Below are 23566 nucleotides of genomic sequence, written 5' to 3' on the forward strand. Positions count from 1 at the left end.
AGACCCCGGGAATCAAGGAGGTCAGTGCCGGGCCGCAGGCCGTCAAGGAGGAGGAGCACGTCTGGATTCCCACGCGGGACGGAACCCGTCTCGCCGGGCGGATATGGCGTCCCGTCGCCTCCGACACGGACCCGGTACCGGCCATCCTGGAGCTGATCCCGTACCGCAAACGAGATCTGACCGCCCGCCGCGACTCGATCAACCACCCGTACATCGCCGGGCACGGCTACGCCTGTGTACGGGTGGACCTGCGGGGCAGCGGCGACTCCGAGGGCGTGCTCGACGACGAGTACCTTGAACAGGAGTTCAGGGACGGCGAGGACGTACTGGCATGGATGGCCGCCCAGCCGTGGTGCAACGGCCGCACCGGCATGATGGGCATCTCGTGGGGCGGCTTCAACGCCCTTCAGCTCGCTGCCCGCCGCCCCCCGGGCCTCGGCGCGATCGCGGCGCTCTGCTGTAGCGACGACCGCTACGCCGACGACGTGCACTACATGGGCGGGTGCCTGCTGACGGACAACCTGTCGTGGGCGTCGACGATGTTCGCCTACACCTCCTGCCCGCCCGACCCCCAGATCGTCGGCCCCGGCTGGCGGGAGATGTGGTACGAGCGGCTCGACGGAATGGAGCCCTGGCTGGCCGAGTGGCTGAACCACCAGCGCCGCGACGACTATTGGCGGCACGGCTCGGTCTGCGAGGACTACTCGGACGTCGAGTGCCCGGTGCTCGCCGTCAGCGGATGGGCCGACGGCTACTCCAACGCCGTCTTCCGGCTGATGGAGCGGCTGAAGGTGCCCCGCAGGGGACTGATCGGCCCCTGGTCGCACAAGTATCCCCACCTCGGCGTCCCGGGCCCCGCCATCGGCTTCCTCCAGGAACTCGTGCGCTGGTGGGACCACTGGCTCAAGGACGAGGACAACGGCGTGATGGACGGCCCGATGCTCTGCACGTGGATGCAGGAGAGCATGCCGCCGTCCACCGCCTACGACGAACGCCCCGGGCGCTGGGTGGGCGAGCCCGGCTGGCTCTCGCCGCATGTGTGCCGCGTCGGGCACCCGCTGGGGGAGCACCGCATCGGGCGGCCCGGCGAACTGCTGAACTCGCCTCCGCTGAGCGTCGAATCCCCGCTGTCGGTGGGCCAGTTCGCCGGCAAGTGGTGCTCGTACAACGCGCCTCCGGATCTGCCCTACGACCAGCGTGAGGAGGACGGCGGTTCGCTCGTCTTCGAGAGCGAGCCGCTGGCGGAACGCTGCGAGATCCTGGGCGGGCCGGTGCTGCGGGCGACGCTGGAGGTGGACCGGCCGCTGGCGATGCTGGCGGTGCGGCTCTCCGACGTGGCGCCGGACGGCCGCGCCACCAGGGCCACCTACGGGCTGCTCAACCTCACCCATCGCGACGGCCATGCCGAGCCCCGGCCGCTTGAGGCCGGCCGCCGCCGGCGGGTGCACGTCCAGCTCAACGGCGTGGCGCAGGCGTTCCCCGCCGGCCACCGCATCCGGATCGCGCTGTCCACGTCGTACTGGCCGCTGGCCTGGCCGCCGCCCGAGCCCGTACGGCTGACCGTGCACCCGGAGGAGAGCGAGCTGGAGCTTCCGATCCGCTCGATCGGCGAGCCCGACGACCTTCCGACGCCGCTCTTCGGCGAACCGGAGGGCGCGCCGCCGCTGTCGAGCACCGTGGTCATGCCGGGCGAACAGCGCTGGACGGTCTCGCGTGACCTCGTCGGCTACCGCTCGGCGCTGGAGGTCGTGAAGGACCTGGGCATCATGCACATGGAGGACATCGACCTGAACGTGACCCGGAACGCCCGCGAGCGCTACGTCTGGACCGGCGACGACTTCGGCTCGGTGCGCGGCGAGATCGACTGGGTCATGGGCTTCGCCCGCGGCGACTGGGACGTGCACACCAACACGCACACCGTGCTGACCTCCGACGCGTCGAACTTCTATCTGCACGCCACCATGGACGCATACGAGGACAACCACCGTGTGCGGTCGCGAAATTGGGACCTGACGATTCCACGGGACCACGTGTGAACCGCCGCTGCGACAAGTGATCGGGGCGGCCGGGCGTTACGAGGGTGCGAATTCCGCAGACCGCGTCCGGGATCTCGCATACGGGGTCCCGGATGCGGCCGCTCTCGCACGCGGATCGGTACGGCCTTGACACGTTTGGCCGTTGACAACTCGGGCATTCGGTGGGTCGAGTGCTTCGGCAAGAAGGCACAGCCGCGGGAGTGGGACGTGTGTGTCCGCTCGGGCCTTGGTTTTGGGGTCTGTTTCCGCTTGTGCCTCTCCTGCGGTGTTGCTGTTCGGCAGCCGTCGTTGGGGAGGTTGAGCGTTGATGGTGTCTTCTGTGGTTTCCGGTGGTGCGCGTCATTCGCATGATGATGCGCCGGATACTGCTGCTGAATTCCGTCGGATCGCGTCGTTGCCTGAGGGGCGTGAGAAGGAGGAGTTGCGGCAGGAGGTGGTGCGGGCGTGGATGCCGATGGCGGAGCGGTTGGCGTTGCGTTTCCGTAATCGGGGGGAGTCTTTGGAGGATCTGCGTCAGGTGGCGGCGTTGGGTCTGGTGAAGGCGGTGGGTCGTTTCGATCCGGGGCGGGGGTGTGCGTTTGAGAGTTTTGCGGTGCCGACGATCGTGGGGGAGGTCAAGCGGCATTTCCGGGATCATATGTGGGGGGTGCATGTGCCGCGGCGGGTGCAGGAGTTGCGGAATCGGGTGCGGTCGGCGCGGCGTGAGTTGGCTCTGGTGTCGGGTGAGCGTGGTCCGTCGGTGGGTGAGATCGCGGAGTTCTGCGGGTTGTCGGAGGAGGATGTGCTGGTGGGGTTGGAGGCGTTGGAGAGTTTCAGCACGTTGTCCTTGGATGCTGAGTTGCCGGGGTCGGATGACGGGTATTCGCTGGTGGATACGTTGGGGTGTGGTGAGCCGGGGTTTGACCGGGTGGTGTATCGGGAGTCGGTGGCGCCGAGGTTGCGGCGGTTGCCGGAGCGTGAGCGGCGGATTCTGTATTTGCGGTTCTTCTGCGATATGACGCAGACGAAGATCGCGGATCGGCTGGGGATTTCGCAGATGCATGTGTCGCGGTTGATCAGCCGTACGTGTGAGCGGCTTCAGCGGGAAGTCGATGCGGATCTCGCGCGGGAAGACAGCCAAGACAGCCAAGACAGCCAGGCCGGCCAGACCGGCGCCGAGCGGGAACACCACAGCAGGCTCGCCGCCGCATGACCCACCGCACCGGCCCCGGGGCCGCCGCGAACTGAGGCCGTGCACACGCCAGAGGACGCAGACGGAGGTACGGAGTTGGGAGCGACGGGCGAAACCGGACCTGCCGACGGCAGCGGCGGAGTGCGGCGCGTGGGGCCCGTCGAGAAGGACGGGCCGGTCGAGAGCGCGACCGAGCGTGTGAACCGCCAGTGGCAGGAGATCCTTCAGGAGACCCGGGTCGCCCAGACCGGCGTGCAGATCCTCTTCGGATTCCTGCTGAGCGTCGCGTTCACCCCGCGCTTCGCCGGTCTCGGCACCTTCGACCGCGGCGTCTACACGCTCACGGTCGTCGTGGGTGCCGGTGCGACGGCGGCGCTCATCGCTCCCGTCTCCATCCACCGTTTCCTGTCCGGGCAGCGCATGAAGGACGAAGTGGTCGAGAGCGCCGCCCGGTTGATGATGTGCGGCATGGTGCTGCTGGCCCTGACGGTCGGCTGCACCCTGCTGCTCATCCTCCACGTCGTACTGGGCGGCCTGCTGGCCGAGATCCTCGCCGGTGCCGTCATGGTGTGGTTCGTCTGCTGCTGGTACGTGCTGCCCGCACGGCTGCGCAGGCGTCATGCCCGTCGGGGAGCGGCCCGCGCCGCGAAGGACGCCCCACGGCGGTGACGGTCGGGCCCACGAGCAGGGGCCGGGCCGCTCAGCGTCCGGGAGCGGGCGCGGAAGCGGAGCCGGAAGCCCGGCCGGACGCGGGGGCGTCCGCACGGACGACGACCAGCTCCTCCTCGCGCTCGCCCGGAGCGATCAGCCCGCGCCGCTCCAGCCATCCCGCCCGTGCCCTCAGCAGCGGCCCGAACGGCTGCCTGCCGCGGGCCGTGACCGCGGCCTTCAGGCCGGCCTCGCGCAGCAGCGCCAGCGTCCGCTCCGTTCCGCACATGTCCGAGTGCACGACCAGCAACGTGCCGCCCTCGGCGAGTAGTTGCGGTGCCCGCAGGCAGAGCCGGTCGAGATGCTCGCGTCCGTCGTCGCCGCCGTCGCAGGCGCGGCTGCCGCCGCTGCCCCCTGCGCGCTCGCCGCCGGCCGTACGGCCCGTGACGGGACCGCGACCCGGGCCACGATGCCGTCGCGGTACCGGGCTGGGGACGTACGGCGGATTGGCCGTGACGAGGTCGAAGCGGCCCGACGGGTGGTCGAGGAAGTCGCCCCGGTGCACGGTGACGCGCAGTCCCCGCATGCGGGCGTTCAGGCGTGCCGCCATCGCCGCACGGGCCGAGAGGTCCACTGCATGCACTTCCGCGGCGCCCATGCGTGCGCCCGCGAGAGCGACCACGCCGGTGCCCGTGCACACGTCGAGCATGCGGGCGTCACGGGGGACCGTCGTGCCGCGCAGAGCCTCCAGCAGGAGTCTGGTGTCGCCCTGGGGTACGTACACCCCGGGCGGTCTCAGCAGCCACACGACCGCCGTGTTCCTCGGCGGACGGCCGTGAAACCGCGCCGAGGCTCAGCCGGGACCCGGCCGCCGGGGCCGGGAACGGGCCTGGCCGAGCCAGGGCCGGGACCGAACGTCCTGCGGCCCTTCTCCGCTGCTAGACGGCCTTTCCGGAGATCGGATGAGTCTCGGTGGTCAGCGTCCAGCAGCTCCCCGTGCAGCCCGCGGGCAGCGGCGGGAAGCGGTGGCCCCGTACATCGGTGCTCCAGCGGTGCCGGCTGCCGCAGTCGCAGCCGTAGATGCCGCTCTGTGGGACGACCTCTCCAGGGCGGAACGGTTTGTACTCACTCACAACGCCTGTCTACGGCGGGGCATCGCGCGCTGCCAGTCGTGGGCCCCCGAAGGAGCCGCGGGCCGGTGACCCGGGGGTGTGCGGGCACACGTTTGGCCCAGCCGCGGGCGGCTACCTCGACAGGGCAATCGATGGGCAACCGACAGCGCACTCGACGGGGCGTGCGCAGGCAATCCCCGCGTAAGCAGTCCGTGGCGGAGGCGCCGAGCTGCGGCAGCGGTACGGGACGTACTCGCACCGGACCCGGACCCGGAGCCGTACCTGGACCCGGACCCGGCTCTTCAGGCCCGCGCCTCGTGCTTCCGCGTCGCACGCGTCCGGCGGCGCCGTAGCCGTTCAAGGAGGAACCGATGGCGGATGGCTCCCCCGCTTCCCGGGCCGCCACGCTGCGCCCGGTGGCCTCCCCGGAGTCCCCGGCCTCCCCGGCAAGCGCGACCGGCGAGGCCCCGGCGCCGTCCGCGACGGGCGCCGCGCCCGGCCCCCCGGTCACCGTGGGAGTGGAGGAGGAGTTCCTGCTCGCCGATCCCATGACCGGCTTCCCCGTACCGGCCGCGGAGCGCGTCCTCGAAGAGCTGCGACGCGGTAGGGCCTCGGACGGCACCGAGTTCAAGCACGAACTCATGGCCAGCCAGGTCGAGACGACGTCCGGGATCTGCACGCAACTGTCCGAACTCGCCGGGCAGTTGAGCACGGGCAGGCGCCGCCTGGCGGAGGAGGCCCGGCGGCTGGGGCTGGTGGTCCTGCCCACCGGCGCCCCCGCCCACACGGCGGGCCCCGCGCAGCTCACACGCGGAACGCGCTACGAGGAGATCCGCGACATCTACGCGGGCGTCGTCTCCGACTACGAGGCGTGCGGCTGCCAGGTCCATGTGCGGGTGCCGGACCGGGAGACGGCCGTGGCCGTGGTCGGCCGGCTGCGTCACTGGCTGCCGACGCTGCTCGCCCTGTCCGTCAACTCCCCCTTCCACCACGGCCTCGACACCGGCTACGGAAGCTGGCGCATGGTCATGCAGTCCCGCTTCCCCGGCTCCGGCGTCCCGCCGCACTTCGCTACCGCGGCCGACTACGACGAGGAACTGAACCGGCTGGTGGCCTGCGGGACGCTCGCCGACGCCCGGCAGACCTTCTGGCTCGTGAGGCCCTCGGAGTGCTTCCCCACCGTCGAGTTCCGCGTCGCCGACGCCGCCGCGACCGTGGACGAGGCCGTCTTGCAGGCGGCGCTCTCGCGTGCCCTCGTAACCACCGCCGTCGAGGAACTGGAGCGCGGCATCGAGGCACCGCCCGTACGGGACCAGCTCGCCGCTGCCGCCGTGTGGAACGCCGCACGCCACGGTCTGGACGGGGACGCTGTCGACCTGCGGCGTGAACGCACCGTCCCCGCGACGAGGCTCCTGTACGAACTGATCCGCCAAGTGACGCCCGCTCTGGAGGAGTCCGGCGATCTGGAGCGCGTACAGCGGCTGCTCGGGCGGCTCACGGAGGCGGGCACCGGAGCGGAGCGTCAGCGTGCCGCCGCGGCACGCGGCCACCGCGCGCTGCTGGGGCGGCTCGCCGAAGAGGCCGTACGCCCCGTGGACGAGGCACTGTCGCCGGACCGAACGCCGACCGTCTCCGTCTCCAGGAGGGAGCCATGACGAGCGTCGCCGCAACTGCCGCCGCCTCCGCCGCGGCCCCCGTGCCCAAACCGACAGGCCCCGGCGGCCCGGCCGAACTGCCGCAGCCGCGCGGCCCGTTGTCCCGGGCGGTGCTGGACGCCCTGGCGGCGCCGCATGGCCCCGCCGCAGGGAGACACCTCCCCGCACCCGGCGACTCGGGCGAAGCAGGCGACCCGGGCGAGGGGGCCGAATGGCCCGGCGGCGGAATCGACCCCTTCGGCGAGGACCTGCAACTGGCCCTGCACCTCTGCTACGAGCTGCACTACCAGGGCTGGCGCGGCGTAGACCCCGGCTGGGAGTGGGACCCCGAACTGCTGCGTCTGCGCGGCCACTTGGAGCGGACGTTCCTGAACGGGCTGCGTACCTCCGTACCCGGAGGAAGCGATGTGACACGGGAGCTGGACGCGCTGCTGGTGGAGCCCCCCGGAGGCTCCGGCGTCTCCCGCAGGCTCGCGGAGAGCGGGGAGTGGTGGCAGATGCGGGAGTTCCTGGTGCACCGCTCGGTCTACCACCTCAAGGAGGCCGACCCGCACGTCTGGGTCGTTCCGCGGCTGAGGGGAGCGGCCAAGGCCGCGCTGGTCGCGGTGGAGTACGACGAGTTCGGAGCGGGACGCGAACAGCGGGTGCACTCCCGGCTGTTCGCGGATCTGCTGGACGGGGCGGGACTCGACAGCGGCTATCTGCACTATCTGGAAGACGTTCCGGCACCAGCGCTGGCCGTCGTCAACATGATGTCGCTCTTCGGGCTGCACCGTTCGCTGCGAGGTGCGCTCGTGGGCCACTTCGCCGCGGCGGAGACGACCACCGCGCCGAGCGCCCGGCGCCTGGCCGCGGCACTGGAACGTATGGGCGCCCACGAGGACTGCGTCTTCTTCTACACCGAGCACGTCGAGGCCGATGCCGTACACGAACAGGTGATGCGCCGCGACGTGGTGGGCGGGCTGCTCGCCGGGGAACCTGAACTCGCCGCCGACGTGACCCTCGGGATCCAGGCGACCGGACTTCTGGAGGAGCGCCTGGCCGGACATCTCTCCGACTCGTGGGACAGGGGCGTCAGTTCACTGCGGCGCCCGCTCGCCGTCTGAGCCGGAGCCCGAGCCGGAGCCCGAGCCCGAGCCCGAGCCCGAGCCGGAGCTGGAGCCCGAGCTGGAGCCCGACCCGGAGTCGGAGCCGGAGCCGTCCCGGGGTGAGCCGTCCCGGGGATCGGCCGCCGCTTCCGATGTCGGCTCGGAGCGGCGGGCACGCGAGTGGCGACGGTGGCTGGTGTCGCACCAGGGATAGTCACGGCTGCGCCTGCACGCACACAGGGCGACCATGAAGCGGTCCGAGCAGACCGTGCGGCCGTCGCCGAGTTCCACCTCCACGGGTCCCTCGACGAGGACGGGACCGCCGGGGTCGATCACCACCCGGCGGCGCTCACGCCCGTCGGCGTCCCGCGGACGGCGTGGGAGCCAGGCGTCCGCGGCGGCGTCGGCATCGTCCTGTGCGCCTGGCGTCGTCGCCACCGCGCTCACCCTCTCCGGCCCGCGTCTTCTGGGCTGTGTCTCTTGGATCTTCTGGCCCGTGTCCTCTGGTCTGGGGCTCGATCTGCGTCCCTCGATCTGCGTCCCTCGATCTGCGTCCCTCGATCTGGGTCCTCGGTTTACGTCCGCTGGTACGTGCCGCTCGCACTTCGCCCGTACCCGCTCGGCCCGGGGTGCCTCGGGCACGCCGGGGCAAACGTCTACCGCGAGGGGACGGTCCCGGAATCCGAGCCGTCGGCCCACCAGGGGCGCGGCGGCGAAGCCGATGTTCCCGCCGAGGGAGAACCGACCCATCGCGCTGTGGCTGCCGTCGGCGCGGTACGGCATGGGGTGTCCGGCGGCGGCACGGAGGGAGCCCTCCGCACCGCCGCGCGGACGGTGGTTCGCTTGCTCAGGTGCTCAGGTGCTCAGGTGCTCAGGTGCTCAGGTGCTCAGAAGGTGAACGGGCCCGGCGACTGGGCCGAGGTGGCGGTGCAGTTCACCGTGATGGTCCCGAAGATGACGATCTTCACGGACTTCGCCTCCATGACGTCGCCCGCGGCGACGGTTCCGTTCAGCGGGCCGGAGTCGACGTCGTCGCCCGCGGACATCGCCGGGTTGGACTTGCCCGTGAAGGTCGCGGTGTCGCTGCCGTTCTTGGAGAGGGTGAGCGTGGTCTCGACCGACCCCGCCTCCACGTCGATCGGCGCCTTCACCGCCGAGGAGGTGAGCGTGATCGTGGCGGCGGTGCCGTCCTGAGTGGCGGTGAGCTTCGCCTCGCCGGAGCCCGCGCTGCCGCAGTCGGCCGAGACGGTCGCCGTCGTCGGGTCCACCGCGGACGCGGCCGGGGCGAACGCGATCGCGCCCGCCGCGAGTACGGCCGTTCCCAGTGCTGTTCCCAGGGCTGATCTGCTGCGTCCCATGGAAGTGCCTTCCGTTGTGGGGGAGTTGCATGACCACCGCAGTCGTCGCGTCACGTCTGACACGGGGGACGGTGTGGGGGTGCCGTTGCGTGCCGCGGTCTCCGGGAGCGCGAACGGTCCGCGGCTCAGGCCGCACTCCGGGGCGCCGCGGTGTCTGGCTTGCAGGTCAGTCACGCGATGCCTAATTGATGCCCCTGATTCGGTTGAACGCAAGACCGCCTGGGGCGATTTCGAGCCATCCCGCCGTGCGGGTTCTTGCCCTGGTCCGGCGCGGCTCCACATGACTCCCACGCAGCCGGATGTCATCGCCGGTTCGGTCGGTGACTGTTCGAGGCGCGGGGCGCGGGGCGCGGGCCGGGGCCCAAGTGGTCCGTTCCGCCTGCCGGTTCGGTGGCGCGGAACATCTCGTCACTACCGATCGGTAGCCGGAACTTCGCCCGCCGTCCATGATGAGACGCGAACATGACACGAGTCGCCCGCCGGGGTCCGGCGGCGGCCCCTGCCAGCCCATGTCGACTCTGCGACCCAGGAGTTACCCCCCATGCATGGACGCAAATGGACAACACGGATAGCGGTCTCCGCTGCCGTCGCGACCGTCGCGACGGTGACCGCGGTCGGTGTCGCGCCCGCCACCGCCACCCCCACGGTCCCTGCCAAGTCCACCGCGACGGACAGCAAGCAGTCGGCGGCGCACACCACTTCGGCCGCGACCACCACGGCGCCCGCTCTTCGCCCCCGTCACTCGGGGGACCGCCACGGCGTCCTCGCGGATGTCGACTACGAGACCTGGAAGCGCGATGTCAGCGCCGTGACGGACGAGGCCCGCCCGTATCTGGAGGACCGTATCTCCAAGGGGGCGAGCGAGAAGATGGCGATCGTCCTCGACATCGACAACACCTCGCTGGAGACGGCCTTCCACCCCGTCTGGGAGCTGCCGACCCCCGCCGTCCAGCAGACCCTGGACCTCGCCCGCTACGCCGACTCCCGTGGTGTGGCCGTCTACTTCGTCACGGCACGCCCCGGCATCATCTACTCGCTCACCAAGGACAACCTGGAGAAGGAGGGCTTCCCGATCGCCGGTCTGTACGTACGGGACCTGCCCGACATCTTCGACGAGGTCAGCAAGTACAAGACCGCCAAGCGCGCCGAGATCGAGTCCAAGGGCTACAAGATCATCGCCAACATCGGCAACACCCCGACCGACATGGTCGGCGGGCACGCGGAGAAGACCTTCAAACTGCCGGACTACGACGGCAAGTTGGACTGAGGCTGAGATTGAGCCGGAGCCGGAGATTGAGCCGGAGCCGGACGGGAGAAGGACGGCTCATGCACGTCTGCCGAACGGCGGCGCTCGCGCCGGTCCGCCGGTAGCCGCTCGTCGCTCGCCGTCCTTCCCCGGGGCACGGGAGCCGGGGAAGGACGGCAGGCCCTACGGCGGTCTCACCGCCCGGTGTGGACGGGGTCCGGGCGCTCCCTGAACGCCGCCGTGCCCGGTCTGCGAACCGGCGCCAGGCACCGCCCCGGGGGGCCGGCTGCGGTCTCCGCGCTCCCGGCTACCCCGCCGTGTGGCGACGCGTCAGCGGCCGTCCCCGGGCGACCCGTCCGTACGGGCGTCGTGCTCGGCGGACCCGTCCGTACGAAGCCCGCGCCTCGCCCCTCCCGCCGACACCGACCCGAAGTCCCTTGTGTTTCCAGGGGAGTCGGCGCCGATCTCCACTCCACGGCCCGTTGCGGCGTTCCTCGGAGTGAGGGTGAAGGCCACCCGGTGGGTGCGGGCACGGGACGTTCTCGCGTCGGTGTCCGCGCTGACGACCCACGCCTTGAAGCCTCCCTTGGCGCCCGCGTCATGGCGGAGTTCCACCGCGAACTCCATCTCGATCTCACCGACGTCGAAGCGCACGGTCTCTCCCTCGGCGTCGGCCGAGGCGCGTACGAGCTCGTCCCTCACCGCCCGTACGGCGGCGGCCAGTTCGACGCTCTCGAAGTCCGGCACGGCATCTCCCCCGTAGCTCGTCAACACCGAAGTACTACTTCCGAAGTGCAAGTCCCGACCAGTCCCTACCAGCCCGACCAGTTGCGGCCCGTTCCGAAGCGCAACCGCCGAAGTAACCGTCCCGCACTACCACTTCCGAAGTACCGCCCGACGGTACGTCACCCGCTCCTGTCGCCGCGGCGCCGCCAGCTGAACACCGGCTTGGGCGTGCCCGGGATCTGCTGCTGCCCCTCGGCAGCAGGGTGACCGAGTCATCCGGCAGGTGCTTGGTGCCTGTGACGCCCAACTCCCGGGCGGGCGTACTGATGCCGACCTGGAGGTCCGGGACACCGGCGAGCGCGGAGAGGTCCACACTCGCCGTTCTGCGCCCCGCCGCGATGTGCAGGCGCAGCTTCCGCAGGGACGGGAACATGCGCCGCAGCATCTCCGTCGTGCAGCGGGGACGGCTCTCATATGTCTCGACCGTCGCCTCGGTGACGCCCGTCAGCGGTACGGTGCGGTCGCCCTCAGCCCGGCACAGGCCCACGGTGGTCAGCATGACCGTGTGCAGTGCGGGGAGCAGCCCGAGGACGCCGAGCTCCTTCGCCGGTACGGGAGCGTCGCCCAGGTTCAGGGCGGCCAGGCGCTGCCAGCGGATGAGGCCGTGCAGGTCCTGGAGGCTGAGGTTGCCACCGAAGGAGAGCCCCTCCAGGTCGGAGGTGAACGGCACGTCCGCGATCGACAGCCGTCGTGCCGGACCCCGGCGGTGCCACATGAACGCGGCCTGCCGCAGACCGCCGATGTCCTGTAGCGGCGTGAGGTCGGGCCCGCTCGGCATGTCCTGCAACGTCAGCGAGCCGAGGCCGAGCCGGGGCAGCGCCTCGTAGTCCACCAGGCCGCCGCAGTCGGACAGGCACAGCGCGGTCAGGCCCGGCACGCACTCCGGCAGGAACTCCAGATCCGGCAGCCTGTCGTCGGCCTCCAGGGTCAACTCCCGCGGCTCTGCGCGCCGTAGCGCCGGTGACAGGTCCTCCGCCGTGAAGTCGCCCACGCAGCGCAGCGCCGGGACGCGGCCGATCGCGCTCAGCGCGGAAAGCTGTTCCGGACCGGCGACGGTGAGCTGCACGCCGTCCAGCGGCATGTGGTCGAGGATGTCCTCCGCGTAGGTGCGGGGGTCGAACTTGTCCCAGGCTTCGGCGAGTTCCTGCCGTACGGCCGGGTCCGTGCTCTCGCGGAAGCTGCGCAGCACCTGGAAGGCGTGCTCGCCGCCCAGCAGCCGCGCGGTGTGGGCCACGGGACGGGCCTGCGCCGCGGTCAGGGCCTCGGGCGGCGGCATCAGGTCGAGCGCGACCGTGCCCGTCTCGGCCAGCATCTCCGCCTCGGCCAGATTCCGCGGCGGCACCAGGGCCGCCGCCCGAGCCTCGACCTCGGCGCGTACCTCGGCGGCGAGAGACGTGGCGTGTTCGAGGCAGGCAGCCGCCAGCAGGTGGAGACGTTCGCGCTGGGGATGAACGGCGGCGTCGCCCAGCTCCAGCAGACGCCGCAGCAGCACGGCGCGTTCGCCCGCGCGAGCGTGGCCGATCGCCATGCGCACCACGTCCTCCCACTGCGGCTCGTGGGCGTGCGCGGCCACCAGATTGAGGTCCTGGCCCTCCACGGCGGCCTTGGCACCGAGATAGTCCTGGAAGGTGCGGTGTACGAACTCCAGGGTGTCCGGCGAGGGGGCGCGCAGCAGGCCGCAGCGTTGCAGCAGATGTTCCAGCACCTCGTCGGCCTTCTCGGGCGGTGCGATCTGCGGCATCGAACGCAGCGTCTGCGCAACGATGTTGAGCGCTTCCGGACGGCCCACCTCGACATGGCCGTTGCGGATCATCCAGTAGGCCAGGTCCTGGAGCAGCAGCCGCTGTGCGTCCTCGTCGTGGCGCAGCGCCTCCTGGCTGCTGCTCTCACGGGGCCCCTCGGGGTGGAGCAGCACGCGCTGCACGTCGCGCCGCACCAGCAGCATGCTCAGTGCCGCCCTGTACAGCTCCAGCCTGTTCTGCGGCAGATACGAGTCCCGGTCGCGGTTGAGCGCGCAGATCATGGCGCACATCAGGGGGTTGGTGGCCAGCCTCGCCAAGTCCGCCTTACGGGGCAGCACATCGGCCAGTTGAGTGCGGTACGTCTCCAACCGGGCTTTTTCCTCGGGGCGTTGGGCGGTCTCGGCGGCGGCGTGGTGCCAGCGGTCGAGAAACGCCGTGACGTCCTGGCGGTTCATCGGCAACAGGTTCAGCTCGGTGAAGTCCTGGTGGTACAGCCAGCCGTCGACGACCGCGGAGGGGCGTGTGGTCACCAGGTAGATGCAGTCCCGGTAGAGGGTGATGAGGCCCTTGAGCCACTGCTGGGTGCGTTCCCGGTCCCGTTCCGGCACCTCGTCCACGCCGTCGATGAGCAGCAGCCCGCGCCCGGAGTGCAGCACCTGGTCGGCCCAGCCGTCGGGCTGCTGTGCGCCGAGCGGATTGCCGACCGCCGAGAGGAACTCCTGTGGCTGCGGCAGCGATTCACGCCTCGCCAGCGATCTGAGGGGAAGCACGAACGGCACGCACCCCTGGAAGTGGCCGAGGCCCACGGGGAAGTCCTGCCGCGCGGCGGTCACCGCGAGCCACTGCACGAGCGTCGTCTTGCCGGAACCGGCGAGTCCCCGCAGCAGGATGCGCGTCTCACGGGAGAACGCCGACTCGACGCGTTTGCGCCCGCCTGCGGGCCCCTCGTACGAGGACCTGTCGGCGGGACCGCCGAAGCCGTGCTCACGGGTCTGGTGGGGCGCCAGCTCCAGGCTCAGATACGCCGTGTCCAGGGGCCACTGGGCGTGCTCCTGACGGCTGAAGTCGAGGCCGAAGATGGTCAGTTCGCTGTAGTACTCGGCTACGTAGGCGGCATAGCGGCGCTCGAACTCGGCATGCGGATTGTGCTCGGAACCGGAGAACTCGACCACCGTGGGCTGGTGCCCGGTGTGCCTCACCAGATGCTCCACGAAGTCCGGATCGTCGAAGAGCACCCTGCTGCGCACCGCTTCGAGCCGTCCGTGCTGCCAGCCGTGCGGGTCGGCCACCACCACGCCGATGATCGCCCCCTTGGTGAACAGCGCCGCACCGGACATGCCCGCCCAGGGGGACTCCCCTTCACGTACCGGAGCGGGCGGGGCATGCGGGCTGTCGAGCACATACCGCGCACGGACCATCCGCGACCCGGGCTTGAACGTGCCCACGACCTGCTCCGTGTCCAGCTCGTCCTCGTCCCCGCGCTGCACCCGTGGAAAGCCGATCGCCTGGCAGGACTCCATCGTCTCCAGAGCCAGCGGCATACCCCAGGGCACGGACGTCTGCTCCAACTGCTCGCAGATCTCCGGCGGATGCAGATCAGCCTTGGCGAGCAGCAGCGCCGCGTCGCACTCGCGGTCGTGCCGTATCCAGATCACCCGGCACTCGACCTCGCCGACGCCGCCGAGGGCGGTCACCTTCGCAAGGTAGCGGTTGACGACGACGTGGCCGGCGGTGAGGACGAGCCGGGGAGTCAGCAGATAGCCGCTGCCCTGTCTGGTGCCGTGCACGGCGGCGATACGGAAGCGCTCCGGGCCCGTGGACTCCACGGGCTCACTCCGCGTCGCCGTGGCGCGGCGAGCGCTCGCCGCCCCGGCGTTCCGGACCCGTGCACGGCCTTGTCCGGCTGCACGGCCCTGCCCCGCTGCACGGCTCCGTCCGGCCGCGTGTCGCCCCACCGAGCGCCGTCCCACTGCGCGTCATGCGTCCCCGTCCCTCGTCGCTGTCGACGGTAGGGCAACGCATGTCCTCGCGTCCGCGGTTCCCATGGGTACCGCCGCGAGCCCTGCGGCGCTCTGCGTCGCTTGTGGCGCCTCCGCCGCGTCAACTCCGCTTCCCCTCCACGGACTTGCGCAGCTCACGTGGCGTCAGGCCGCCGCCGTCCCGCGCCACGTCGAGCCTCTTGCCGTCGAGGAGGACCAGCGGGGGCGCGGCGTGGCGCGAGTCGGCGTAGGCGGCGTTCATACGGTCGGCACGCCCCGCTTGGAGGCCGTGGCGTACGCACTTCTCGAACTCACGGGTCGACAGGCCCGGCACCTTCTCGGCCAGCCGCAGCAGATGCTCACGCTCCGCGAAGGTGTCCTTCCGCTCCGGCGGCTGACCGTCGTAGAGCACTCTCCGGTACGGCGTGAACTTGTGCTCGTCGAGGGCGCAGAGCGCCGCCTCGGCCGCGCGCACGGAGCCGTGTCCGCCGCGGGTGTCGTCGATTCGGGCGACCAGATGGTGCTCGGTCCTGAGGCGCCCGGAGCGTTGCAGGTCCTCGACGGTCCTTCCGAAGCGCTCCTCGAAGTCGCGGCAGCCGCGGCAGCGGAAGTCCTCGTAGACGGTGAGGGTCGCGGGCGCGCGACGCGGCCCTGTGACGACCGGCCTCTCCTGCGTCGATTCGCTGCCGCCCTTGCCCGTGACTCCTACGGCGATCCCTGCCAGCGTGGCGATTCCCACCACGAACACGGCGACGCCCGTCAGCTTGAGGGCACGCAGACGCCGGTTGTCCTGCCGGGAGAGTTCCCGGTCCACACGGAGCTGTTCGCGGTCGGTCCCGTCGTCTTCCACACGCTTCTCCTGACTCCCGGGCGCGTGACTGATGGTGTGTGGCTGTCGGTGCCGACTGCCGGTGCGTGACTTCCGGCGCGGCGGCATGCCGGGTCCCCTCGGAGCGTGGCGTTCACACGCGGTGGCGGGCCGTACGGCCGGGCTTCCGGGTGAGGGAGAGGGGCCGTCAGCGGTACGGAGCCAGGGCGGGTACCGGTCCGTCAGGGGCGGTGGAAGGGGTGCGGCGGCGGGCCCGGGAGGTGCCGGTCGTGCCTTCGCAACGCCGTGCTTTAGTGGCCCCATGGCTGACAAAACCACACAGGCCTCCGGCATGGCCGCCCCGCCCGCGGCGCTGCTCGCCGCTCCCGGATATCAGGTCCGCCGTCTCTACCAGGCGTATCTCGCGGCATGGGTACGCAGCGTCGACCCGACGCTGACCGGCCCGCAGTTCGCGGTGCTCACCGCCGTGGACGCCGCTCCGGGCCACGACCAGAGCGCCATGGCCTCGGCGGTGGCGCTGGACACGTCGACGATGGCCGATGTCGCACGGCGCCTGGAGAAGCGCGGGCTGATAGTCCGCCGTACCGCCGCCGACGACGGCCGCCGCAAGCTTCTCTATCTCACGGACGAGGGCGAGCGCGCCCTGCGGGAGGCCGAGGACCGTGTGCGGGCCCTGGACGAGCGGCTGCTGAAGCACTACGCGCCGGGCGCGGAACGCAGCCGTCTGATGCGGGAGTTGACGGGGCTGGCGGACCACTGGGAGACGCTGTCCGGGGACACCTGATCCCGGGTCGCAGCGGCAGGGGCCTGTACGGGGGGCGTCCGGAAGCGACCGTGCGAGGGCCTTGCCACGGGCGGACAGTACGTATCCGGATCGACTGTGTGGTTCAACTCAGCCTGCGGAACAGGAACAGGAACAGGAACAGGAACAGGAATCGGAGTCGGCGCCGCGATCGAGACCGGAACGGGAACCGGAACCAGCCCGGCGGGCGGCCGGTCAGCCCTCTTCGGCGGAGGTCTCAGGGGGCTTGCGGCGGGACTGCCCCAGCATGCCGATCGCGATTCCGAGGGGCAGCCCGAACGCGATACCGATGGCGATGTCGTCGAACATGAGCGCCCCGATCACCGAACCGATCACGATGCCGATGACGATGCCCGTCGTGGAGTTGCCGCCGCTCGCCGGAGCGCTCTCCCCGTCCTTGTCAGCCATCCGGTCATTGTGCATGAACATGCCGCTGCGGAGGCCGTCTTGGACCCCGCGAACCGGGCCCCCTCCCGGCCTGGCAGTAGCCGGACCCTAGGGGCACCCCTCAGATCGCCCCGATTCCGCCCGTGGTGCGTTGATCGCCGCCCAGGCCGCTGCCAGCGTCGCCTACGACGTGTACGAGTCGGACGCGATGGGCGGCCGGCGTCAGAAGGGTGGTGGACGGTGCCCGATGAGCCCGGCGTGTGGGAGGTACGGCTGGGGCTGTACGCCACGCAGCAGCAGGCGGAGGAGATCAAGGAGCGGATCACCGGGCTTGTCTGTCCGGACCCCGGCCGCGCTCCGCCGTGCCCGGTGCCCTGGTCCGTATCGCTGCTCCCGCTCTCGGGAGCGGGCGCGGAGGAGGGCGCCTACCGGGAGCTGGTCGAGCAGGCGCGGATCGAGCAGTGCGCGGAACCGGCGCGGATCGAGCAGCGCGCGGAATGGGCGCGGACCGAGCAGCGCGCGGAACCGGCGCGGACCGAGCAGTGCGCGGAATCGGCGCAGCAGGAGCACGGCGAGGAATCGGCGCAGAAAGATCAAGGTGCGGGCGGCACTTGACGAGCGGCCCGAGGGCGACGCGTGACGAGAGAAAGAGGGCGAGCGGAAAGCAGCGGCCCCGCCCGGCCACGTCCGGCGCGGCTCGCCAGAGGCCGCCAACTGCCCCTCCCCGCCCCGGCGTTGAGCGCCCCCGGCACGAGGGCCGCCGCCTGGCAGGTGTCCGCTTCTCCCCTTATCGCATGGATCAAAGTGACATTTCGTCCCCACGTGCATCTTTCACTTTTTGAACTTTGAAACAGCGTCTTGCGTGGACCGTATGCCTGGGCAAGCATTCCATCCAGCGCTTGTCAGGGACACGGCGTTCCCCTCGTCGTGCGCTCCCGGCTGCGCCCAACGGGCCCACCACCCCAAGGGGCCCCCGTTCTCCTACTGGAGGAATCAGTGAGGATCACGCGCACCACCCCCCATCGCACCTTTGCGAGACGCGTGAGGCTGATCGCAGTGACATCCGGCTTCGCGGTCGCCGCGGCGCTCGCCCTCCCGGCGAGCGGTGCCTCCGCTGCCGAGCCGGCCCCCACCGAGTTCAGCTCCGCCGCGCTCAGCGACGCGAGCAAGGCTCTGCGCACCGCTCACATCGGCGGCGTCGCCTGGTACACCGACAAGAAGGCCGACAAGGTCGTCGTGACGGTGGACAGCACGGTCTCCAAGGCCGACCTCGCCAAGGTCAAGAAGGAAGCCGGCGTCAACGCCGGTGCCTACGAGATCAAGCGCACCCCCGGCAAGTTCACCAAGCTCATAGCCGGAGGCGAGGCCATCACCACGGGCGGCGCCCGCTGCTCTCTCGGCTTCAACGTGCAGGACGGAAACGGCACCAAGTACGCCCTGACGGCCGGTCACTGCACCAACATCGGCAGCACCTGGTCGATCGGCACTACGGCCGGCAGCAGCTTCCCCGGCAACGACTACGGCATCATCCGCCACTCCGACCCGAACGCCGCCGACGGCAGGGTCTACCTCTACAACGGCTCGTACCAGGAGATCACCGGCGCCGGAAACGCCTCCGTCGGCCAGTCCGTGCAGCGCAGCGGCAGCACGACGGGCGTGCACGGCGGCACCGTCACCGGCCTGAACGCGACCGTCGACTACGGCCCCGACGGCATCGTCTCCGGTCTCATCCAGACCAACGTCTGCGCCGAGCCCGGCGACAGCGGCGGTTCGCTCTTCGCGGGCAGCACCGCCCTCGGTATGACCTCCGGCGGCAGCGGCAACTGCTCGTCCGGCGGTACGACGTTCTTCCAGCCGGTCACCGAGGCACTGAGCGCGTACGGAGTGAGCATCATCTGACGCCTCTCACCACGGCACGACCGGGGCACGTCCCCCGATGAACGCGGCGCCGGCCCGTGCATCCCGCCAAGGGTGCGCGGGCCGGCGTCATGCGTACGGGCGGCCGTGCCACGCCTGTGGTCATGCCACGCCTGTGCGGCGGCTCATTGACCGACTTATTGCCCGGCCGCGGCGTTTCCGGCCGAGCCACGCGGTGACCTGGGGGCTGGGATCGATCCGTGTGAAAGGGGCTTCGGGGTGGGCACGCCGTACGCAGGAGCGCACCGGCCAGGACGCCGGGCGCGGCGGCGGACCGCTGGACGTGGCCGCCCTTGAGAAGGCGCTCCGCGCACGCGTCGACGCCGAGGTGCGCTTCGACGCGGGCAGCCGTGGCGCCTACGCGACGGACGGCTCGAACTACCGTCAGGTGCCGATCGGCGTGGTCGTGCCGCGCAGCGTGGACGCGGGGGCCGGAACCGTCGCCGTGTGCGCCGAGTTCGGCGCCCCCCTGCTCTCCCGCGGCGGCGGCACCAGCCTCGCCGGGCAGTGCACCAACACCGCCGTCGTGGTCGACTGGACGAAGTACTGCCACGGGCTCGTCTCCGTCGACGCCGAACGCCGTACGTGCGTAGTGGAACCCGGCATCGTGCTGGACGAGCTGAACGCCCGGCTGAGGCCCTACGGGCTGAAGTTCGGCCCGGCGCCGTCCACCCACAGCCACTGCTCGCTCGGCGGGATGATCGGCAACAACTCCTGCGGCGCCTCGGCACAGGCGTACGGCAAGACCGCCGACAACGTCCGGCGACTGGAGATCCTCACCTACGACGGCCTGCGCTGCTGGGTGGGGCCGACCTCGCCCGTGGAGTACGAGGAGGCCGTGTCCGGCGGCGGGCGCCTTGCCGAGATCCACCGGGTCTGCGAAGGATCACCGACCGCGACATGGCCGAGGTGAGGCTGGGATTCCCCCGCATTCCGCGCAGGGTCTCCGGCTACAACCTCGACTCGCTGCTCCCCGAGAACGGCTTCGACCTCGCCAAGGCCCTCGTCGGCAGCGAGGGCACCCTCGTCACCGTGCTCCACGCCGAGCTGGACCTGGTGCCGGTGCCGAAGGCCGAGGCCACCCTGGTGCTCGGCTACGACGACATCTGCGCGGCGGCCGACGACGTGCCGGGTCTGCTGCGGCACTGCGCCCCGGCCCAACTGGAGGCTCTGGACGGGCGGATGGCGCGGCTCATGCGCGAGGAGGGCACGCACCTGGACTCCCTGCGCGAGTTCCCGGAGGGCGAGAGCTGGCTGCTGGTGCTGTTCGCGGGCGACAGCCCCGAGGACGCCGACGGTCAGGCCCGCCGGTTGCTCGACGCCGTGGGACGACGGCCCGGCGACCGCTCTGTGGCCTTCTCCGACGATCCGGCGCGCGAACAGCGCATGCTCAAGGCACGCGAGGCGGGCCTCGGGGTGACGGCCCGGCCTCCCGACGGCCGTGAGACCTGGGAGGGCTGGGAGGACTCGGCGGTGCCGCCGGAACGACTCGGGGACTATCTGCGTGAACTGAAGGGCCTGTTCGCGGAGTTCGACTACGGGCACCCCTCGCTCTACGGGCACTTCGGCCAGGGCTGTGTGCACACCCGCATCCCCTTCGACCTCAAGAGCGCCCAAGGCGTCGCCGCCTTCCGGGAGTTCGTGACGAGGGCGGCCGATCTGGCGGTGTCCTACGGCGGTTCGCTCTCCGGTGAGCACGGCGACGGGCAGTCGAGGGGCGAGCTGCTGCCGCGGATGTTCGGAACGCGGCTGATGGCCGCGTTCGGCGAGGTCAAGGCGCTCTTCGACCCCGGCGACCGTATGAACCCGGGCAAGCTCGTCGCCCGCGCTCCCGCCACGGATGCCGCTCCCGCCACGGATGCCGTGCCCGCTACGAGCGCCGCCCCTGGTTCGGGTCCCGGTCCGCGCTCCGGCCCGTACGGCGTCGACGAGAACCTGCGACTCGGTCCGCAATGGCAACCGGCCGCCCACGGGACGCACTTCGGTTATCCCGGCGACGGCGGCTCGTTCACCGGCGCGGTGATGCGCTGCGTGGGTGTGGGCAACTGCCGGTCGCAGTCGGGCGGAGTGATGTGTCCTTCGTACCGGGCGACGGGGGAGGAGGAGCACTCCACGCGCGGCCGGGCCAGGCTGCTCTTCGAAATGCTGGGCGGGCACGCCGATTCGCCCGTGCGGAACGGCTGGCGCTCGACCGAGGTACGTGACGCGCTCGACCTGTGCCTCGCATGCAAGGGCTGCAAGTCCGACTGCCCCGTCGAGGTCGACATGGCCACGTACAAGGCCGAGTTCCTCTCCCACCACTACGCGCGCAGGCTGCGGCCCGCAGCGCACTACTCGCTCGGCTGGCTGCCGCTGTGGGCGCGGGCCTCCCGTCTTGCCCCGAGGGCGCTGAACGCCGCGCTGTACGCGCCGGTCCTGGCCCGAACAGGCAAGCGGGCGGCGGGAGTCGCCGCCGACCGTGAGGCGCCGGTCTTCGCGCGGGAGACCTTCACCGAATGGTGGCGAGCGCGCGACGCGGGACGCCCTGAGCCGGAGCCCGGTGATCCGCGTGCGGTGGTGCTGTGGCCCGACACCTTCAGCAACCACTTCCATCCGTCCGTGGCGAAGTCGGCGGTATGCGTGCTGGAGGACGCCGGGTTCCGGGTGGCCGTGCCGCGACGTGCCGTCTGCTGCGGTCTGACGTGGATCTCCACGGGCCAACTGGCCACGGCGAAGCGTGCGTTGCGCCGCACGCTGGAGGTGCTGGGGCCGTGGATCGAGGCGGGCACCCCCGTCGTCGTCCTCGAACCCTCCTGTGCGGCGGTACTGCGTTCCGATGCGCCGGAGTTGATGCCGCAGGACGAGCAGGTGGCCCGTCTGGCACGGCAGTCGGCGACTTTCGCGGAACTGCTCGTGAACCGGGCGGGGGAGTGGCGGCCGCCCGACGTGGCCCGTTCCGCCGTCGTACAGACCCACTGCCATCAGCACGCCGTGCTGGCCGACGGGCCGCACCGTGAACTGATGCGGCGTGCCGGCATCCACGCCGACGTCCTCGACGAGGGCTGCTGCGGGCTCGCCGGGAACTTCGGCTTCGAACGGGGCCACAGCGAACTCTCCCGGACCGTCGGCGAGTTGGGCGTCCTGCCCGCGATGCGGCAGGCCCCTGCCGGGCATCTGCTCCTCGCCGACGGCTTCAGTTGCCGTACGCAGATCGAACAGGGCGGCACCGGGCGCGGCGCGCTGCACCTCGCCGAGGTGCTGGCCCTCGCACTGGACGGCCCGCTCCCCGGGGACCGCCCCGAGAAGCTCGCCGAACGGCCCGAAGTCCCCGCGCGTGACCGCAGGCTGGCCGCAGGAGTCGCGGGAGCAGCAGCCGCGGTCGCGGGCCTCGCGGCCGCGTCCGGCGTGGCCGGTGCTCTGCGGAAGAGCGCCGTCCGCCCGGCGCGGCGCCGGCGGCGCTCGCGACCCCGGGGAGGACGGCGATGACGAGCGGCGACCACACGGGCAGGCCGACCGCGCCCAGCACGACGACCACCCCGGCCACGCCCGACGAGCGCCGGGGCGCCCGCGACGGGTCCCGGCACGACCGCCCTCGGGACCTTCGTATGAACGGGCCCTCCACGGGCGGTCGTCGGACGGAGCGCACCCCGGCGGCGGACGGGCCCCGCGTCGAGGCGGTCGAGGCGACCGTGCACACCGTCCCGACCGATGTGCCCGAAGCCGACGGCACGCTGGCCTGGGACGCGACGACCCTCGTCCTCGTGAGGGTCCGCTCCGGCGCCGTGACCGGCCTCGGCTGGACCTACGGCGCCCCCGCCGTGGCACAGGTCGTACGGGAGCAGCTCGCCGGACTGGTACGCGGCGGAAGCGCATGGGACGTCCCCGCCGCCAACGAGGCGATGAGCCGTGCGGTACGCAACTCCGGCCGCCCCGGCCTGATCGCCTGCGCCATCTCGGCCGTGGACATCGCGCTGTGGGACCTCAAGGCCCGGCTGCTGGAACTGCCCCTCGTAAGCCTCCTCGGCGCGGCACGCGAAGACGTCCCCGTGTACGGCAGCGGCGGCTTCACCAGGTACGGCCGCGAACAGCAGGACAGTCAACTGCGTTCCTGGGTCGAGGAGTCGGGCATTCCCCGCGTCAAAATCAAGATCGGTGAGTCGCGGGGCGCGGCCGAGGAGCGTGACCGTGCGCGCGTGACGCGGGCACGGGCGAGCGTCGGCGCGGGCACGGAGCTGTACGCCGACGCCAACGGCGCCTACTCCCGTAAGCAGTCGGTCCGTGTCGCCGCCCACCTTGACGCGGAGGGCGTCACCTGGTTCGAGGAGCCGGTCTCCTCGGACGATACGGACGGGCTGGCGCAGGTGCGTGCGGCTGTGGCCCCCGACGTGGCCGCGGGCGAATACGGCTGGACGACCCACTCCTTCAGGCAACTGATCGAGGCCGGTGCGGTCGACTGCCTCCAGGCCGACGCCACGCGCTGCGGAGGCATCACCGTGTGGCTGCGTGCCGCGGCGCTCGCCGAGGCGAACGGGCTGGAGATCTCCGGGCATTGCGCGCCCCACGTACACGCGCACGCCGCCGCGTCGGTCCCGAACCTGCGGCATCTGGAGTGGTTCCACGACCACGTACGGATCGAGGAACAGCTCTTCGGCGACACCCTCGATCCCGGCGGCGGGACGCTGCGACCGGGCGAGCAGGGCGGGGCACCCGGGCTCGGCCTGGAGCTGCGCGCGTACGAGGCCCGTCGATCTCGCACCGGTTGACGGCCCGCGGCGCCTTACGGGCCTTACGGGCAGTACGGCCGTCAGGGGGACCCATGCGGAGGGGGGGT

Annotated in this window: 18 protein-coding genes and 1 pseudogene; 11 read left to right on the forward strand and 8 right to left on the reverse strand. The window is 71.3% G+C overall.

The genetic code is table 11. The features are described 5' to 3' along the window. Positions 1–11 precede the first annotated feature (11 nt). The 3 genes from MMA15_RS22760 to MMA15_RS22770 all read left to right on the forward strand — a co-directional run bounded on the left by MMA15_RS22760 (position 12) and on the right by MMA15_RS22770 (position 3876). Entirely contained in the window at positions 12–2036 is a 2025-nt protein-coding gene (locus tag MMA15_RS22760; RefSeq protein WP_241063377.1) for a CocE/NonD family hydrolase, read from the forward strand. A gap of 307 nt (positions 2037–2343) precedes the next feature. Further along, entirely contained in the window at positions 2344–3228 is an 885-nt protein-coding gene (locus MMA15_RS22765) for a SigB/SigF/SigG family RNA polymerase sigma factor (RefSeq protein WP_241061958.1), read from the forward strand. Between the two features lie 120 nt (positions 3229–3348). Beyond that, positions 3349–3876 (forward strand): DUF6328 family protein, encoded by a 528-nt coding sequence (locus MMA15_RS22770; protein WP_241063379.1) that lies wholly within the window; start codon positions 3349–3351, stop codon positions 3874–3876. A 31-nt stretch (positions 3877–3907) separates the two neighbouring features. Here MMA15_RS22770 and MMA15_RS22775 read toward each other — a convergent pair whose 3' ends face one another. Both MMA15_RS22775 and MMA15_RS22780 read right to left on the reverse strand, forming a co-directional pair. Beyond that, positions 3908–4663 carry a methyltransferase gene (locus MMA15_RS22775; RefSeq protein ID WP_241061959.1) on the reverse strand — a complete coding sequence of 252 codons (756 nt, stop codon included), beginning with the start codon at positions 4661–4663 and terminating at the stop codon, positions 3908–3910. 130 nt (positions 4664–4793) lie between these two features. Continuing rightward, positions 4794–4988: a YjzC family protein gene (locus tag MMA15_RS22780; RefSeq protein ID WP_241061960.1), complete on the reverse strand. Its 195-nt coding sequence runs from the start codon at positions 4986–4988 to the stop codon at positions 4794–4796. Positions 4989–5338: 350 nt separating this feature from the next. On the opposite strand from MMA15_RS22780, the gene MMA15_RS22785 reads away from it, so the two are divergent. Both MMA15_RS22785 and MMA15_RS22790 read left to right on the forward strand, forming a co-directional pair. After that, positions 5339–6622, forward strand: a complete 1284-nt coding sequence (locus MMA15_RS22785) for a carboxylate-amine ligase (RefSeq protein WP_241061961.1) — start codon at positions 5339–5341, stop codon at positions 6620–6622. Beyond that, positions 6619–7728 carry an iron-containing redox enzyme family protein gene (locus MMA15_RS22790; RefSeq protein WP_241061962.1) on the forward strand — a complete coding sequence of 370 codons (1110 nt, stop codon included), beginning with the start codon at positions 6619–6621 and terminating at the stop codon, positions 7726–7728. Before MMA15_RS22785 ends, MMA15_RS22790 begins: the two co-directional genes overlap by 4 nt. On the opposite strand, the gene MMA15_RS28555 is transcribed toward MMA15_RS22790, so the two are convergent. Then, positions 7702–8148 carry a CDGSH iron-sulfur domain-containing protein gene (locus MMA15_RS28555; RefSeq protein WP_372498288.1) on the reverse strand — a complete coding sequence of 149 codons (447 nt, stop codon included), beginning with the start codon at positions 8146–8148 and terminating at the stop codon, positions 7702–7704. The two genes, MMA15_RS22790 and MMA15_RS28555, sit on opposite strands and share 27 nt — an antisense overlap. 449 nt (positions 8149–8597) lie before the next feature. Then, positions 8598–9068, reverse strand: a complete 471-nt coding sequence (locus tag MMA15_RS22800; RefSeq protein ID WP_241061963.1) for a hypothetical protein — start codon at positions 9066–9068, stop codon at positions 8598–8600. A gap of 541 nt (positions 9069–9609) precedes the next feature. Here MMA15_RS22800 and MMA15_RS22805 point away from each other — a divergent pair. Then, on the forward strand, positions 9610–10335 hold the full coding sequence (locus MMA15_RS22805; RefSeq protein ID WP_241061964.1) for an HAD family acid phosphatase: 726 nt from the start codon (positions 9610–9612) through the stop codon (positions 10333–10335). A 309-nt stretch (positions 10336–10644) separates the two neighbouring features. Here the strand turns inward: MMA15_RS22805 and MMA15_RS22810 are convergent, their stop codons facing one another. The 3 genes from MMA15_RS22810 to MMA15_RS22820 all read right to left on the reverse strand — a co-directional run bounded on the left by MMA15_RS22810 (position 10645) and on the right by MMA15_RS22820 (position 15671). Beyond that, the gene (locus MMA15_RS22810; protein WP_241061965.1) at positions 10645–11061 is read right to left on the reverse strand and encodes a trypco2 family protein; all 417 of its coding nucleotides are present in this window, start codon (positions 11059–11061) and stop codon (positions 10645–10647) included. Between the two features lie 34 nt (positions 11062–11095). Further along, a complete protein-coding gene (locus MMA15_RS22815; RefSeq protein WP_241061966.1) occupies positions 11096–14668 on the reverse strand; it encodes an NACHT domain-containing protein in 3573 nt (1190 codons plus the stop codon). A 274-nt stretch (positions 14669–14942) separates the two neighbouring features. Beyond that, complete coding sequence (locus MMA15_RS22820; protein ID WP_241061967.1) at positions 14943–15671, reverse strand: DsbA family protein; 729 nt, start codon at positions 15669–15671, stop codon at positions 14943–14945. A gap of 280 nt (positions 15672–15951) precedes the next feature. Here MMA15_RS22820 and MMA15_RS22825 point away from each other — a divergent pair, with 280 nt between their 5' ends. Beyond that, positions 15952–16434: a MarR family winged helix-turn-helix transcriptional regulator gene (locus tag MMA15_RS22825; protein ID WP_241061968.1), complete on the forward strand. Its 483-nt coding sequence runs from the start codon at positions 15952–15954 to the stop codon at positions 16432–16434. 213 nt (positions 16435–16647) lie between these two features. Here the strand turns inward: MMA15_RS22825 and MMA15_RS22830 are convergent, their stop codons facing one another. Beyond that, positions 16648–16860, reverse strand: a complete 213-nt coding sequence (locus tag MMA15_RS22830; protein WP_241061969.1) for a hypothetical protein — start codon at positions 16858–16860, stop codon at positions 16648–16650. A gap of 219 nt (positions 16861–17079) precedes the next feature. On the opposite strand from MMA15_RS22830, the gene MMA15_RS22835 reads away from it, so the two are divergent. From MMA15_RS22835 to MMA15_RS22850, 4 genes and pseudogenes are all read left to right on the forward strand, one after another. After that, complete coding sequence (locus MMA15_RS22835) at positions 17080–17454, forward strand: hypothetical protein (protein ID WP_241061970.1); 375 nt, start codon at positions 17080–17082, stop codon at positions 17452–17454. 381 nt (positions 17455–17835) lie between these two features. Next, positions 17836–18738 (forward strand): S1 family peptidase, encoded by a 903-nt coding sequence (locus MMA15_RS22840; protein ID WP_372498289.1) that lies wholly within the window; start codon positions 17836–17838, stop codon positions 18736–18738. Positions 18739–19039: 301 nt separating this feature from the next. Then, positions 19040–22221 (forward strand): annotated as a pseudogene (locus MMA15_RS22845) (FAD-binding and (Fe-S)-binding domain-containing protein). 119 nt (positions 22222–22340) lie between these two features. Next, positions 22341–23498, forward strand: coding sequence for an enolase C-terminal domain-like protein (locus MMA15_RS22850; protein ID WP_372498369.1), 1158 nt, complete (start codon positions 22341–22343; stop codon positions 23496–23498). Positions 23499–23566: the final 68 nt, after the last annotated feature.

It is taken from the genome of Streptomyces marispadix (assembly GCF_022524345.1).
Taxonomy (GTDB): domain Bacteria; phylum Actinomycetota; class Actinomycetes; order Streptomycetales; family Streptomycetaceae; genus Streptomyces; species Streptomyces marispadix.

Bases quoted from the DNA above. Each gene is read 5' to 3' on its own strand.
- MMA15_RS22800 (WP_241061963.1), bottom strand. From the start codon at position 9,068: ATGGGACGCAGCAGATCAGCCCTGGGAACAGCACTGGGAACGGCCGTA.
- MMA15_RS22825 (WP_241061968.1), top strand. From the start codon at position 15,952: ATGGCTGACAAAACCACACAGGCCTCCGGCATGGCCGCCCCGCCCGCG.
- MMA15_RS22765 (WP_241061958.1), top strand. From the start codon at position 2,344: ATGGTGTCTTCTGTGGTTTCCGGTGGTGCGCGTCATTCGCATGATGAT.
- MMA15_RS22805 (WP_241061964.1), top strand. From the start codon at position 9,610: ATGCATGGACGCAAATGGACAACACGGATAGCGGTCTCCGCTGCCGTC.
- MMA15_RS22790 (WP_241061962.1), top strand. From the start codon at position 6,619: ATGACGAGCGTCGCCGCAACTGCCGCCGCCTCCGCCGCGGCCCCCGTG.
- MMA15_RS22850 (WP_372498369.1), top strand. From the start codon at position 22,341: ATGAACGGGCCCTCCACGGGCGGTCGTCGGACGGAGCGCACCCCGGCG.
- MMA15_RS22830 (WP_241061969.1), bottom strand. From the start codon at position 16,860: ATGGCTGACAAGGACGGGGAGAGCGCTCCGGCGAGCGGCGGCAACTCC.
- MMA15_RS22785 (WP_241061961.1), top strand. From the start codon at position 5,339: ATGGCGGATGGCTCCCCCGCTTCCCGGGCCGCCACGCTGCGCCCGGTG.